Consider the following 14560-nt stretch of genomic DNA (forward strand, 5'->3'; position numbering starts at 1 on the left):
AGAGTGACAAACATCGCGATCGACGAGCTCTCACCCGCCATGCGCGCGGCCCTCCTCGAGGTGCTCATCCACGGGGAGCTGCCGCGCGCCGAGATCGCCCGCCGCCTGCACCTCTCGCGCGCGAGTCTCACGCGCATCACGCGCTCCCTCGTCGACGAGGGCCTCCTCGCGGAGGGCGAGACGCGGCTCATGGCCCAGACGGGCCGCCCGTCCGAGATGCTGCAGCTGCGCGCGTCCGCACGCCACTTCCTCGGCGTCAAGCTCACGGGCGACACGCTCTACGCCGTCGTGACCGACCTGCGCGCGCAGCCCGTCGCCTCGCTCGAGCGGGCGCTGCCGTCTCGCGAGGTCGCCGACGTCGTCGCCGAGATCGCGGATGTCGCCCGTATGTTCGCCGCGGAGCACCCCTCGCTCGTCTCCGTGGGCATCGCGATCGCCGGCCAGGTCGTGCAGACGCGCGACGGCGCGCTCGTGCAGCGCTCGGCCTTCCTCGACTGGACCGACGTGCCGCTCGGTGCGCTCGTGCGCGAGGCGACGGGCCTGCCGTGCGCCGTGGAGAACGACGTGCAGGCGCTCACGGCCACCGAGCACTGGTTCGGCGCGGGCGCGGGCATCGACGACATGGCGCTCATCACGGTCGGCGTCGGGATCGGCTGCGGCCTCGTCGCCAACGGCCGCCCGCTCGAGGGGGCGCACGCCCGCTCAGGGCAGATCAGCCACCTCATCGTCGACGAGGCGGGGCCGCACTGCGGCCTGAGGCACCGCGGCTGCGCGTCGAGCATGCTCGTGAACGCGTCGATCGTGAACGCCTACCGGCAGCCGGGCGCCGACTACGACGATGTCGTGTCGGCCGCACGGGCGGGAGACGCCATCGCGCTCGCCGCCTTCGAGGACGCCGGCCGCGCGCTCGGCGTGCTCATCGCGACCGTCGTCAACCTGGTCGACCCGCAGAAGGTCGTCGTGACGGGCGACGGCATCGCCGTGTTCGAGTTCGCCGACGACGCCGTGCGCCGCTCGCTCGCGGAGCGCCTCGACAAGGACGCCGCCGAGGTCGATCTCGACGTGCGCACGTGGGACTTCTCGGAATGGGCGCGTGCGGGGGCGGGGCTCGCCATCCGCACCCTCCTGGCCTGATCTTTGTTTCAGAAGTTGACAAACTAGCCCGCCGCGGGGGAATCTGTCTTCGACGATGTCGTCGAGACGGAGGACCGCATGACCCTGATCCCCACCGCCGTGGCGGCACCGCCGCGCACCACGGAGCTCTTCCGCGCGGGCGGGGCGGCGCTCGTCGTGGCGTTCCGCGGCGAGGAGCTGCCCGAGGTGCTCCACTGGGGCGCCGATCCCGGTGCCGTCGATGCGGAGGCCCTGGCGGCGCTCGACGCCGCGTCGGCGCGGCAGGTGTCGGCGAGCGCGCTCGACGTGCCGTGGCCGCTCACGATCCTCCCGACCGAGCGCGACGGGTGGGAGGGGCGGCCCGGGATCGCGGGCTCGCTCGACGGGGCTCCGCTGCTGCCGGGATGGCGCGTCGTCGCCGTCTCGCAGGACGAGCACGGCTTCACGCTCTCGGCGGAGGACGGCGGGCTGCGGCTCGAGAGCTCGCTGCGGTTCGACGCCGCGGGCATCCTGCACGTCGACCACCGCGTGGAGAACGCGGGGGACGGCGACGTGGCTCTCGCGGCGCTCGACGCGACGCTGCCCGTGCCGGCGCGGGCGGACGAGCTGCTCGACTTCGGCGGGCGGTGGACGCGCGAGCGCGCACCCCAGCGCCGGGCCGCCGTGATGGGGTCGACGGCGCGCGAGTCGCGGCGGGGCCGGACGGGGCACGATGCGCCGCTGCTGACGGTGCTCGGGACGCCGGGATTCGGCGACGCGTCGGGCGAGCTGTGGGCCGTGCACCTCGCGTGGAGCGGCGATGCCGTGTTCCGCGTCGACCGGTTGCCGGAGGGGCGCAGCGTGCTGGGCGCGGGTGAGCTGCTGCGCGTGGGCGAGGTCGTGCTCGGCCCCGGCGACTCGTTCACGGCGCCGACGGCGTGGTTCGCGTGGAGCGACGCCGGGCTCGACGGCGTCTCCGATCGGTTCCATCGCTCGCTCCGGGCGCGCGAGGCTCATCCGCGCTCGCCGCGGCCCGTCGTGCTCAACACGTGGGAGGCGGTCTACTTCGACCACACCCTGGAACCGCTCGTGCGCCTCGCCGACGCCGCGGCGGAGGTCGGCGTCGAGCGGTTCGTCCTCGACGACGGATGGTTCCTCGGACGCCGCAGCGACGACGCGGGCCTCGGAGACTGGGCCGTCGACCCCGACGTGTGGCCAGACGGCCTGCACGCGCTCGTCGCGCACGTGCAGGAGCGCGGGATGGGGTTCGGCCTGTGGGTGGAGCCCGAGATGGCGAGCCCCGACTCCGAGCTGGCGCGTGCGCATCCCGACTGGCTGCTCGCGCCATCCGATCGCGCGACGCGCACCTGGCGCCAGCAGCACGTGCTCGACCTCGCGCGGCCGGAGGCGTCGGCGTGGGTGCTCGACCGGCTCGACGCCCTGCTGACGGAGTACCCGATCGAGTACCTCAAGTGGGATCACAACCGCGATCTGCTCGAGGCGGTGCACGCGGGGCGGGCGGGCGTCGACGCGCAGACGCGCGCTGTCTACGCCCTCCTCGACGAGCTGCGCCGTCGCCATCCGGTCGTCGAGATCGAGTCGTGCTCTTCTGGCGGGGCGAGGGTCGACCTCGGGATCCTCGCGCGCACCGACCGCGTGTGGGCATCCGACACGAACGACCCGCTCGAGCGGACGCGCATCCAGCGGTGGACGGAGGCGCTCCTTCCGCCCGAGCTGATCGGGAGCCACGTCGGCCCCGCTCGCGCGCACACGACCGATCGCGTCACGGAGCTGCGGTTCCGGATGGCCGCGACGCTGTTCGCCTCCGCGGGGATCGAGACCGACATCACGCGGTTCGGCGCGGAGGAGCGGAGCGAGCTGGCCGCGTGGATCGCCGCGTACAAGCGGCTGCGGCCGCTCATGCACACGGGCCGGCTGCTGCACCGGGCGACGGCCGACGAGGGCACAGTGCTCACGGGTGCCGTCTCGGATGACCGACGGCACGGGCTCTACCGTCTCACCCGCGAGCGGACGGGGGAGTGGGCCGTGCCGCCCGCGGTGCGGCTGCCGGGGCTCGACCCCGCGCTGACCTACCGCGTGCGCGTCGTGCGGGAGCTGACGGCCGCGCGGTTCCTCGACGTCGTGCCGGTGCCGTGGGTCGCCGAGGGCGAGGCGACGCTGCGCGGTGCTCTGCTGGAGACCGTCGGGGTGCGCACGCCGCTGCTCGCTCCGGCCTCGGCGCTCGTGCTCGAGGCGGAGGCGCTGTGAGGCGCGCCCGGCGTACGCTCGCCGCATGAGCCGCGCCGAGATCGAGATGCTGCGGCGCCGTGCGGCGCGGCGGATCCCCTCGCACGTGGTCGACTACGTCGCCGCGACGGCGGACGGCGTCGCCGAGGCCGAGGCGGGCCGCTGGGACGCCGTCGAGCTGCGGCCGACGGCGCTGAGGGGCGGGGCGGGCCCGACGCTCGCGACGACGGTGCTCGGGACGTCGGTCGACCATCCGCTGCTCGTCGCGCCCATGGCGCAGCAGGTGGCGGCACATCCGGATGGCGAGGCGGCCACCGGGCGTGCGGTCGCGTCATCGGGGTCGCTGCTCGGCGTCTCGACGAACACGGCCATCCCGTTCGCGCGCATCGCGGAGCAGGGGGCGCCGTGGTGGTTCCAGACGTACGTGCTCGCCGAGCGGGAGCTGACGTACGTTCTCGCCGAGCGGGCGGCCTCGGCGGGCGCGTCGGCCATCCTGCTGACCGTCGAGCTCACGGCTCTGCGTGTTCCGGCGCACGTCGAGCCGGTGAACTGGCCGGAGGGGAGGGCGCGTGCGCGGCTCGCGAACCTCACGGCGGATGAGCGCGCCCGCATCGAGGGGCGCCCGACGACCGCTCCGGGGCTCGACGAGATCGCGCGGCTGCGCGAGGCGACGGGCCTGCCCGTCGTCGTGAAGGGCGTGCTGCGGGGCGACGATGCGCGCCGGGCGGTGGATGCGGGGGCGGCGGGTGTCCTCGTGTCGACGCACGGCCACAGGCGGATGGCGGGATCGGTGCTCGTGCCCGACGCGCTCTGCGAGGTGGTCGATGCGGTCGGGGCCGATGCCGAGGTGTACGTCGACGGCGGCATTCGCGACGGGCGGCACGCGCTCGCCGCGCTCGCGCTCGGCGCGCGTGCCGTGTTCGTCGGAAGGCCGGTGTGGTGGGCGCTCGCCGCGGGCGGTGCGGAGGGGGTCGGCGCGCTGCTCGACGGCCTCGCGGAGGAGCTGCGGACGGCCATGGCGCAGTCGGGGGTCTCGTCGGCCGATGAGGCGCACGCGCTGCGACTCGCCCGGGTGCCGCGCCGGCAGGCGCCCGATTCGCGCTGACGGCGGAGTTGTCCTAAGCTTGTCGGCGGTGACGTGTCCGAGCGGCCGAAGGTGCAACTCTCGAAAAGTTGTGTAGGGTAACCCCCTACCGTGGGTTCAAATCCCACCGTCACCGCCAGAGAAACCCCCTCCTTGAGAGGGGGTTTCGTCGTTCTGCGGGGCGGCTTGCGGAGCCGGGCGGGCGGCTGTGCCGTGCGGGATTGGCGGGCGTCAGTCGAGCACGGCCGTCGCCTCCACCTCGACGAGGATGTCGGGCTCGAAGAGATAGTCCACGCCGATGAGCGACGCGGGCGGCAGCGGCAGCCCGAGGCCGATCTCATCCGACACCTGCGCCAGGCCGGCCATGAAGTCGCCCATCTTCTCGGGGCTCCAGCCGGTGACGTAGAAGGTGAGGCGGACGACGTCGTGGAAACCGGCTCCGGCGCTGCGCAGACCCCGGTGCGTGTTGCGCAGTGCGTGGGCGATCTGGCCGGCCAGATCGCCCGGCGCCACGGGCGCCCCGTCCCGTGTGCGCGCCACCTGACCGGCGACGTGGACGTGGCGGGTTCCCGTGCCGACGGCGACGTGCGCATACGGGACGTTCTGGGTCATGTCCTCGGGGGCGATGCGGGTGACGGTCATGAGGATCTCCTCTGGTCGGCGAGTAGGTATCATCTGTATACCTAGGCGATCCCGGAAACTTCAACGAGACCAGGTTTCATGCCCGATACTCCGTCCGCACCGGTCGTGCACCCAGCCGAGGTGCAGATCGCTGCACCGCATCGGGAGCTTCTCGACCAGGTGCTCGACAAGTGGTCGCTGGCCGTCCTCAACGAACTCTGCGAAGGGCCGGCGCGGTTCAACGCGCTCCGCCGCGCGATCCCGCCGGTGACGCAGAAGTCGCTCACGGCGACGCTGCGGCGGCTGGAACGCAACGGCATCGTCGAACGGGTGATCATCCGCACCCGGCCACTCATCGCCGAGTATCGGATCACTCCCCTCGGGAAGACGCTGCGCCACCCGGTGGATGTGCTCGTCGCCTGGGCTGACGCGCATCTCTCCGAGATCGAGGCGGCACGAGATCGCTTCGACCTCGCTGACTGAGCGGGACCGCTTCGACCTCGATGTCTGACCTGGGCCGCTTGGGCCGCGATGTCTGACCTGGGCCACTTAGGCCTCGATGTCTGACCTGGACGGTTTCGACTCCGCCGACTGACCTGGTGCTGTCGTGGCTCATCGCGCGTGGGACGACGGCGGCTGCTCTGGAGACAGCTGCTCCGGAGGCGGCCGATCTGGAGGCGGCCGCTCTGGAGAGCTGATCCGTGCGCGGGTGATCAGAGGTCGGCGTCTCCGGACAGGGGTCCTCCGGGTGGCGCTTCTCCGGTGGCTGTGGTGATGGTGGCGGGGTCGGGGTGGTCCCATCCGGGTGGGGGTTGGTCGGTGAGGCCGTTCTCGTACTCCCACCACCACGCGTCGTCGAGGTCCGCCTGGGTCACGGGTGCGTATTCCCACTCCGGCATGCCCAGGTCGGGTGGGAGCGGTGCGTGCGCGGCGGTATGCGCGACCTGGGGTGGCGGGTCGGTGACGTACTCGTAGCCGAGGGGGCTGGTCCACACGATCACCCCCGGTTCGGGCTGCGCGATGCGCCACGGCGAGTGATGTCGGAGCTGGTGGTGGGGTGTGCACAACGCGGAGAGGTTCCCGGCGCAGGTGGGTCCGCCGCGTTCCCATTCGGTGGTGTGGTCTTTCTCGCACCGGTGGGCGGGTTGGGGGCATCCGGGGGCACGGCAGGTGTCGTCGCGGAGGTTGATGAGCCTGCGGATCGCGGCCGTGGGGGTGTAGTGGTCGACGGTGACCAACGCGCCGGTGTCGGGGTTCTGGAACACCCGTTCCCATCCGGGGGCGTCGCGCGCGAATCGGCGTGCGACATCCGCGGGCAGGGGCCCGTACCCGGCGAGCATCGCCGGCCCGTCGTCGAGTCCGGCGAGCGAGGTCGCGGGGATCACGACGGCGACGGTGCCGCGGATGGCGGCGGCCTTCTCGGCACTGCCGTCGACTGTTTGAGAGGTGGGTGCTCCGGTGAGGAGGAGGTCGGTGGCGAGGTCGGCGCGGATCTGATCCCGCGACCGCGCATCCCGGGTCCGTTCGACCGACGCGGCGATCTGCTCATCCGTCGGCTTCAGAGGGAGGGCGGGGTCATACGGGTACCAGGTGCCGTCGTGGAACACCTCGGTGCGCTCCCGGACCATCGAACACCCCGGCAGGGGAGAACGGACGATGCGACGGTCGCCATTCGTGGGGCCGGCATCGTCGGGGTGGGCGTCGCGATCAGTGGCGGGACCGTGGGTGTTGCTGCGGGCGGTGTCTCGTGGTGATGAGGTGCCGGGCATCACGGCAGAGCCCCCGCGCGGATACGTCGTCCTATCCGCGCCGGTGCCGGTGCCGGGGCGGGCGTCGGGGTGGGTGGCGTATCCGTTGGCGTCGACAGCGACGCCGTCGCCGTTGACCCACATGCCGAACGCGTTCCGCACGATGCGGTTCACCGCACCCGCAGACCCGGCCGCGCCCATACCGGCACTGGCACCCGCCGCGTCACGCCGTTGCTTCTCCTCCGCGTCGCGCCGCTTCCGTTCCTCGGTCGCGATCCGCTTCTCCTCTGCCGCGATGGGTTTCGCGATCGCGGTGAGTCGGTCGTGGATGGCGGCGACTTTCATGACTTCGTCGGTGAGGACGAACTCCGCCAGCCCGTCTCCGAGGACCCGCACCCGAGTGCCGCGTCGGTCGATGGCACGCCGGTGCCGCTCGGGGAGGGGTGCGGGGTCGAGCTGCGCGGCGAGGCGTTTCACGAACACCCGCACCTGCCCCGGTGTCGCATCCTCGGCGTAGGTCACCGACCGACGCGAGTACTCCTCGACAACCTGGTCGGGGAGGGGTTCTCCGTGCTCTCGGATGATGTCCGCCTGACGCCGCGTGATTACCTGACCCGACAAGGCACCCGCTACAAGAGGGAACCGGTGCGTCAACACATGGTCGTGCCGGAGACGGGCCTCCACCTCACCGGGGGACAGATGCAGGGCGGTCGCGAGTTCGAGCGCGATCGACCGCCACGGGAACGCGTACTCGGACGCGTCCCCGCAGCGGGCGGTCTGCGCGTCCGCGACCTGCGCGGCCGCGGCGAACGCGCCCGCCTCCAGCCCGTCCAGTCGGGCCCTGTCCGCGCGCAGTTCCAAGACGAGGTCCCGCACATTCCGGAGCGTGCGCGTCTCCGCCGGCGTCGCCTCCCACGACGAGCCATCCACGAACCGCGGCTTCCGTGATGCCATACATCCATCATCCAACCGGCCACCGACATTCGAACACCCGAACGAGAGCATCCACACTCGAGAAGGTCACGGAACGGTCACGAAATGGCCGCACGGGAGGGCGAGGTCACGGCGTGTCAGTTCGCTCCGCCCGCTCATCGACCGGATGAGGCGAGACGAGGCGGCATCCAGAGGGACGGTCACGACGTTCGACTCGCTCCGCTCGCTCAACGACCGGATGGGGCGAGGCCGGAGACCGAGGGAAGGCTCGGCCGCGACGTTTCCGCCCGCTGAAACGACGAGCGAGCGACCCGATGGGGCGGGATGCGGGGTCGCTGTGCCTCGGCCCCTCCGCTCGCTCGACGACCGGATGGGCAGTACGGGATCGAGCGGAAAGGCAGGGCCGTGACGCTCGGCTCGTTCGACGACCAGAAGCGCCGCGGGCGCACGCGCCAGCTGGGCCGCGCGCGAGCGTATCGCGGTCGTCGCTCTTCACCCGCACGGCGACCGCGGGTCGATGGAAGCCCGCCGCAGGCCCCTCCGTCGAGGCCGCCGACCCGCGACCGTCACGTCTCCAGGACTCCGGAAACCCCCTTCCATTACGCGAGTCGAGAAAGAATTCTCGCAAACGAGAAGAAGTTTTCCGCCATTGCGGAATACCGGGTGAATTTGACTCGTGAATTTGCTATTGCCGTTATTCCGCAGGTAGCTTCGGCCGAGGTCGTCGATCCGCCCCACCCGAGGGGCACGCGGCGGCCCACGTCGCCTTGTTCTGGGGAGGGGAGGGCGTAAATTGTCGTGCCATTTTCACGATCTCGTCTGGGGACGGGTCGCGGCAGCCATCGCCGCGTTCGCACTGCTGGTGACGCTGCTCGTCGTCGTACCGCAGGCGCCGGCATCCGCCGCCGCCAACCTCGTGTGCTCGTCGGGCACGAGCTACTCGCTGCGCGCCAACGGCGCGCTCCAGTCCGTGTCGTCCACGGGCACGATCACGCAGGTCGCGACGCCCGGCTCTCTCACGTGGACGGTGGGAAGCCAGACGAAGACCGGCATCGACGAGGCCAACGGCCTCGGCATCGTCTCCGACGGATCGAGGGCGTACGCCCTGCAGCGCTGGACGGTGGGCGGTCAGCACCGTGTCCGCGCCATGGTCTACACCGCGTCGACCGGCGTCTGGACCTGGGCCGACGGCTCGGGAGCCACGGGCGGAATGACGACCAACCAGTCGTCGTACCAGGTGGTCGCGGGCGCCGTCGACCCCGCCACAGGGCTGTTCATGTTCGGCCTCTTCAACAACGGCCGTTTCCAGCTCTACAGCTTCAACCCCACCACCGCCGCCTACCAGGCGCTCGGCGGCTTCGACACCGGCATCACGGGATCCCTCAACGGCGACATGGCGTTCGACGCGCAGGGCAACCTCTACGTCGTCGGATCGACGACCTCGACGACGATCTTCACGATCACGTCCGCGACGATCGCGACCGCCGTCGCGACGCCCTCCGCCACCCGCACCCTCACCGCCACGCGCTTGAACTCGGGCGACGTGTCGTCGCGCATCACGTCCGTCAACGGCGTGGCCTTCGACACCGACGGCAACATCCTGCTCTCCAACGGCACGACCATGGTGCGCTACAATCCCTCGACCTGGCAGTACCTCGCGACGGTCACGACCGGCCTCACCGTGAACGGCACGTCGAGCACCGACCTCTCGAGCTGCGCGACGCCGCCGACGCTCACCGTCAAGAAGGACGTCGTCGCGCGCTCCGCCGCGAGCGACCAGTTCACGCTCGGCATCGCCGCCGGCTCCACGTCGATCACCTCGGCGACGACGACAGGGTCGGCCAACGGGGTCCAGGCCGAGTCTGCAGGGCCCGTGCCCGTGACCGTCGGCACGACCTACACCTTCTCCGAGACGATGGCGTCCGGCTCGACGACGCCTCTCGCGCGGTACGCGTCGTCGTGGACCTGCACCGTCACGACGCTCGCCGGCTCGACGCAGACGCTCGCGACAGGAAGCGGCGCGAGCGGCACGCTCACGATCGCGTCGTCGCAGTCGGGACTGCCGATCACGTGCACCTTCTCCAACAGCCCCCGACCGACGCTCACCGTCCACAAGGATGTCGTCGGCGGACGCGCGGTCGCCGCCGACCAGTTCGTCCTCACTGCGGCGCAGGGCTCGTCGACCCTTGCGAGCGCCACCACGAGCGGCCAGGCGAACGGGGTCCAGCCGCAGGCAGCCGGTCCCGTGGTCGTGACGCCGGGATCGACCTACGCGTTCCGCGAGGCGATGGCATCCGGCTCCGGCTCGGCGCTCGCCGCCTACGCGAGCACCTGGACGTGCGTGCGCACCGATCGCGTCACGGGCGTGCAGACGACGCTCTCGACCGGCACCGGGTCATCCGGCACGATCGCCGTGCCCTCGGGGATCGGCACCGCGGCGATCGACTGCACGTTCGCCAACGACGCGCGGCCCGCTGAGCTCACGATCGTGAAGGATGTCGTCGCCCGCGTGCACGAGGACGACCAGTTCGTCCTCTCCCTCGCCGGCGCACAGGGCGCCGAGATCGGCGCCGCCACGACGAGCGGGAGCGCCGTGGGCGAGCAGCCGCAGCGGATCGAGGCCGTCGACGTCGACCCGGGTGCCACCTACACGTTCTCCGAGAGGATGGCCGCAGGAGCGGCCTCCGCGCTCGACCAGTACACGTCGACGTGGAGCTGCACCGACCAGAGCGGTGCGACTGTCGCGGAGGGCGACGGCGCGACCGGAGAGCTGACCGTGCCCGCGACCGCCGCCGGGCAGGCGCTCGAGTGCGTCATCGTCAACGAGCCGGCCGAGGCGAGCCTCATCGTGACCAAGACCTGGGTCGTCGACGGCGAGACCTTCGCCGACGGCGACCAGCCCGACGGACTCTCGGCACAGCTGACCGTCGACGCGGGCGACGGCCCCGTCGCCACGCCCTGGGGCGCCGAGACGACGGGCCTCGCCGCGGGCGACGTCGTGTCGCTCGACGAGACCACGACGATCGACCACGCGCTCGCCGGGTGCACGGTGCAGAGCGCCATCGCGTCGGGGGCGTCGATCGACGCAGAGCAGCCACTCGCCGTCGACGTCGCCATCCGGGCGGGGCAGCAGACGGTCGCCGTCGTCAACACCGTCGAGTGCGTCAGCAGCCTCACGGTCCTGAAGATCGTCGAGTCGCCGAACGGCGGCACGGCCGAGCCGTCGGCGTGGGACCTCACCGCGCAGGCCGCCGACGCCGAGCCGCTCACGGTCGACGGCGACGACGAGCCGACAGCCGCCAACACCATGGTCGTCGACCGCGACGCGGCCTACGACCTGGCCGAGATCGACGACCCCTCGGCGCCCGCCTACGAGGGCACGTACGTCCAGATCGCGATCGAGCGCTTCACGGGCGATCCCGACGACCCCGCGTCGCTCGACGACCCCGCGAACTGGGTCGAATCCGACGGCACGGCCACGGTCGCCCGCGGCGCGCACGAGATCTACCGTTTCGTGAACCGCGACGTCGCCGTGCCGACCCTGCCGCTCACAGGCGGAGCCGGATCCACCCCCTACCTCCTCGCGGGCGGCGGCATCGTCGCGGCGGGGCTCCTCATCGGGCTCGTCGTCGTCCTGCGACGGCGCGCGTCATCGGGGGAGTGACCGGCTCCCGCCGGCCTCCGTCCGCTCTGCCGCGCGCGCGGCAGCCCCGACCGACCGCGCTCGCGGGTCGGCCACCGCCATCCGGCGGAACCGCCATCCGGCGGCACCACCGCCATCCGATACGACCTCACCACCCTCTCCACGAAAGGAACGGGCACCATGTCCGGACATCCTCCTCGCCGCCTGCGGAGCCTCGCAGCGGCCGTCGGCGCGGCGGCGCTCGGCGCCGTGCTCGCGCTCGGCGCCGTCGCACCCGCGAGCGCCGCGCAGAACATCGACCCCGACGCGACCGGCTCGATCAGCGTGCACAAGTTCGCCCAGCCCGACGTCGCGACGGGCCTGCCGAACGACGGCACCCAGGTCGACACGACCGGGCTCACGCCGCTCGCCGGCGTCACGTTCACAGTGCAGCAGGTCACCGACATCGACCTGACCGACCCCGCCGACTGGCAGGACATCGACGGGCTGACGGCCGCCTCCGTGCAGGCCGACCACACGCTCGGAGCCGCGCAGTCGCAGACCACGGACGCCGCGGGCGACGCCGTGTTCGGCGACCTGCCGGTCGGCCTCTACCTCGTGTCGGAGACCGACACGGGCGATAACGGCGTCACGATCACCGGTGCGCCGTTCCTCGTCACCATCCCGCTCGCCGTGGACGGGGACTGGCTGTACGACGTGCACGTCTACCCGAAGAACACCGTCACCGAGGCGCCGACGAAGACCGTCGACGACTCCGACGCGTACGTCATCGGCGACCACATCGGCTGGACGATCACGGCCACCGTGCCTGCCGCCGTCGACGGTCAGAGCCTCACGCACTACGAGATCACCGACACCCTCGACCCGCGGCTGACCTACGTCGGCGCCACGGTCGCGGTCGACGGCCTCGTCCTCGACCCCGCCGACTACACGATCACGCCGGGGCCGTCCTTCGCCGTCTCGTTCACGGCCAGCGGCCTCGACAAGCTCGAGACGGTCGCCGGTGCTGCCGTCACGATCGTGCTCGACACGACGATCAACGCGCTCGGCGACGGCGCGATCGAGAACAGCGCGACGGTGTTCGTCAATGACCCGAACCACGACCACGGCCAGGAGTCGGTGCCCGTGAAGACCTCGTGGGGCAGCCTGCAGGTGCTCAAGCACTCCGCCGACGACACGAGCCTCACGCTCGCGGGCGCCGAGTTCGACGTGATCAACGCGGCCGGCGAGGTCGTCGCGCACATCGTCACGGATGAGAACGGTCTCGCGACGGTGGACCTCAAGGCAGGCGACTACACGCTCGTCGAGACGGTCGCCCCGCTCGGCTACGTGCTCGACGCCGACCCCATCGCGGTGACGGTCGTCGAGGGCGGCACCGCGAGCACGACCATCTCGGTCGCCAACGAGCAGGTCCCGCCGTTCCAGCTGCCGCTCACGGGCGGCGCCGGTCCGAGCCTGTTCATCGGCGGCGGCCTCGCGGCCGTGCTGCTCGCCGTCGGCATCGCCCTGGTGCGACGCCGGAGCGCCCGCGCCGCGGCCTGACGCGACGCCATCCGAGGGGCCGTCCGCACGGGCGGCCCCTCCGCCACGAGAGGGAGCCATGAGCACGAGCCGCACCGCCGTCGCCCCGACGCGCGCCTCGCTCGCGCGGGCGCGCCGACGGCACCGGTGGTCGGCCGTGCTCATCGCCCTCCTCGTGCTGCTGGGCAGCGCCACCATGCTGTATCCCGCCGCGGCATCCTGGTTCTCCGACCGCATCCAGGCCGCGGCGGGCGACCGCTACACGGAGGCGGTGAGCGCCCTCGCCCCCGAGGACAGGGCCGACCGACTCGCCGACGCCGAGGAGTACAACGATCTGCTCCGAGGCGGGGCCATCCCCGACCCGTTCGGCGCGATCACGGAGGAGACGGTCATCGACGCCGACGACCCGTACTGGTCGCTCCTCGATGCGGGCGACGGCACGATGGCCCGCATCCGGATCCCGTCGATCGACGTGGACCTGCCGATCTACCACGGCACCGCGGCCGACGTCCTGCGCCAAGGCGTCGGACACCTGCAGGGGACGTCGCTGCCCATCGGCGGGGCGGGCTCGCACACCGTGCTCACGGGCCACAGGGGACTCACCGAGGCGACGCTCTTCACGCGCCTCGATGAGATGGACGACGGCGACGTCATCGAGATTGACGTGTACGGCGAGACGCTCGCGTATCGCGTCACCGAGGTGCAGGTGGTGCTCCCGACGGATGTCGACGCGCTGCGCCCCGTCGCGGGCAGCGACCTGCTCACGCTCGTCACCTGCACGCCCCTCGGGGTGAACAGCCACCGCATCCTCGTGACGGCCGAGCGCATCGACGCGACGGAGATCCCCGAGGCCGTGACGCCGGACGCCTGGCCGGTGCCCTGGTGGCTCGTCGCCTACTGCGCCGTGCTCGTGGGGACGACGGGATACCTCGCTTCGGCGATGCGGCGGCGCTGAGCCCCCGCCCCGCCCCGTCCGGGCTGCGCGTGCTGCCGGAGAAGAGCATGACCACGCGGGCACCGCAACGGGTACTGCGACCCCGCGTCTGCGGACCGCGGTGGGATACGGTCGAGGAAGGGGGGACGTCGTGCGCGCGCTGCGCTGCGCGGCATGGGCGGCCCGTCTCGTTCCGACGACAGGAGAATCACATGCCCATCCGCACCGCACGCACCACGACCATGGCCGCCGTCGCGGCCCTCGCCCTGTTCCCGGTCCTCGCCGGCTGCTCGGCCGGCGGCCAGTCGGTCGCCGACGCGTGCGACATCCTCACGAACGGCACCGAGGAGCTCAACGCGCAGGGCGCCGAGCTGCAGAGCGCCGCCCTGTCGGGTGACGCCGACGCCATCGACGAGCTCATCGCGTCCGTCGACGAGGAGATCTCGAGCCTCGGCGAGGACATCACCAACGACGAGGTGAAGCCCGTCTACGAGAAGTTCGCCGGCGCGTTCAGCGACCTCACGACCCAGCTGCAGGACATGGCGTCGATCGACACCTCCGACGTCGACGCCCTCACCGAGGCGACGGAGGCGATGACCGCCACGACCACTGAGCTCACGGACGCCTCCACCGAGCTCACCGAGGTCTGCGGCGCCTGATCGCCACCGACGAAGCCGACGGTCCCGCCCTCGAGCGGGGCCGTCGGCTTCGTCGTCCCGGCCCATCCCTCCGTGACA

General features: G+C 72.0%; 10 protein-coding genes and 1 tRNA gene. 9 read left to right on the forward strand and 2 right to left on the reverse strand.

Going from position 1 to position 14560, the window contains the following annotated elements:
• Positions 1 to 3: 3 nt before the first annotated feature.
• The 4 genes from ABD998_RS10440 to ABD998_RS10455 all read left to right on the forward strand — a co-directional run bounded on the left by ABD998_RS10440 (position 4) and on the right by ABD998_RS10455 (position 4562).
• The gene (locus ABD998_RS10440) at positions 4 to 1134 is read left to right on the forward strand and encodes an ROK family transcriptional regulator (RefSeq protein ID WP_345438820.1); all 1131 of its coding nucleotides are present in this window, start codon (positions 4 to 6) and stop codon (positions 1132 to 1134) included.
• 78 nt (positions 1135 to 1212) lie between these two features.
• Positions 1213 to 3360 (forward strand): alpha-galactosidase, encoded by a 2148-nt coding sequence (locus ABD998_RS10445; protein WP_345438822.1) that lies wholly within the window; start codon positions 1213 to 1215, stop codon positions 3358 to 3360.
• 25 nt (positions 3361 to 3385) lie between these two features.
• Positions 3386 to 4444, forward strand: a complete 1059-nt coding sequence (locus ABD998_RS10450; protein WP_345438824.1) for an alpha-hydroxy acid oxidase — start codon at positions 3386 to 3388, stop codon at positions 4442 to 4444.
• A gap of 27 nt (positions 4445 to 4471) precedes the next feature.
• Positions 4472 to 4562: transfer RNA gene (locus ABD998_RS10455), tRNA-Ser, on the forward strand.
• A gap of 92 nt (positions 4563 to 4654) precedes the next feature.
• Here ABD998_RS10455 and ABD998_RS10460 read toward each other — a convergent pair.
• Positions 4655 to 5065, reverse strand: coding sequence for a RidA family protein (locus ABD998_RS10460; protein ID WP_345438825.1), 411 nt, complete (start codon positions 5063 to 5065; stop codon positions 4655 to 4657).
• Positions 5066 to 5185: 120 nt separating this feature from the next.
• Here ABD998_RS10460 and ABD998_RS10465 point away from each other — a divergent pair, with 120 nt between their 5' ends.
• Complete coding sequence (locus tag ABD998_RS10465; RefSeq protein ID WP_345438827.1) at positions 5186 to 5527, forward strand: winged helix-turn-helix transcriptional regulator; 342 nt, start codon at positions 5186 to 5188, stop codon at positions 5525 to 5527.
• A gap of 230 nt (positions 5528 to 5757) precedes the next feature.
• Here the strand turns inward: ABD998_RS10465 and ABD998_RS10470 are convergent, their stop codons facing one another.
• Entirely contained in the window at positions 5758 to 7746 is a 1989-nt protein-coding gene (locus tag ABD998_RS10470) for an HNH endonuclease signature motif containing protein (protein ID WP_345438829.1), read from the reverse strand.
• Positions 7747 to 8587: 841 nt separating this feature from the next.
• On the opposite strand from ABD998_RS10470, the gene ABD998_RS10475 reads away from it, so the two are divergent.
• The 4 genes from ABD998_RS10475 (at position 8588) to ABD998_RS10490 (ending at position 14482) form a co-directional block, all read left to right on the forward strand.
• A complete protein-coding gene (locus ABD998_RS10475) occupies positions 8588 to 11389 on the forward strand; it encodes a prealbumin-like fold domain-containing protein (RefSeq protein ID WP_345438831.1) in 2802 nt (933 codons plus the stop codon).
• Between the two features lie 159 nt (positions 11390 to 11548).
• Positions 11549 to 12910, forward strand: coding sequence for a SpaH/EbpB family LPXTG-anchored major pilin (locus ABD998_RS10480; RefSeq protein WP_345438833.1), 1362 nt, complete (start codon positions 11549 to 11551; stop codon positions 12908 to 12910).
• A 58-nt stretch (positions 12911 to 12968) separates the two neighbouring features.
• Entirely contained in the window at positions 12969 to 13844 is an 876-nt protein-coding gene (locus tag ABD998_RS10485; protein WP_345438835.1) for a class C sortase, read from the forward strand.
• A gap of 191 nt (positions 13845 to 14035) precedes the next feature.
• The gene (locus ABD998_RS10490) at positions 14036 to 14482 is read left to right on the forward strand and encodes a hypothetical protein (RefSeq protein WP_345438837.1); all 447 of its coding nucleotides are present in this window, start codon (positions 14036 to 14038) and stop codon (positions 14480 to 14482) included.
• The last annotated feature ends 78 nt before the right edge of the window (positions 14483 to 14560 follow it).

Origin of the sequence: Microbacterium gilvum, from assembly GCF_039543865.1 — a bacterium.
Taxonomy (GTDB): domain Bacteria; phylum Actinomycetota; class Actinomycetes; order Actinomycetales; family Microbacteriaceae; genus Microbacterium; species Microbacterium gilvum.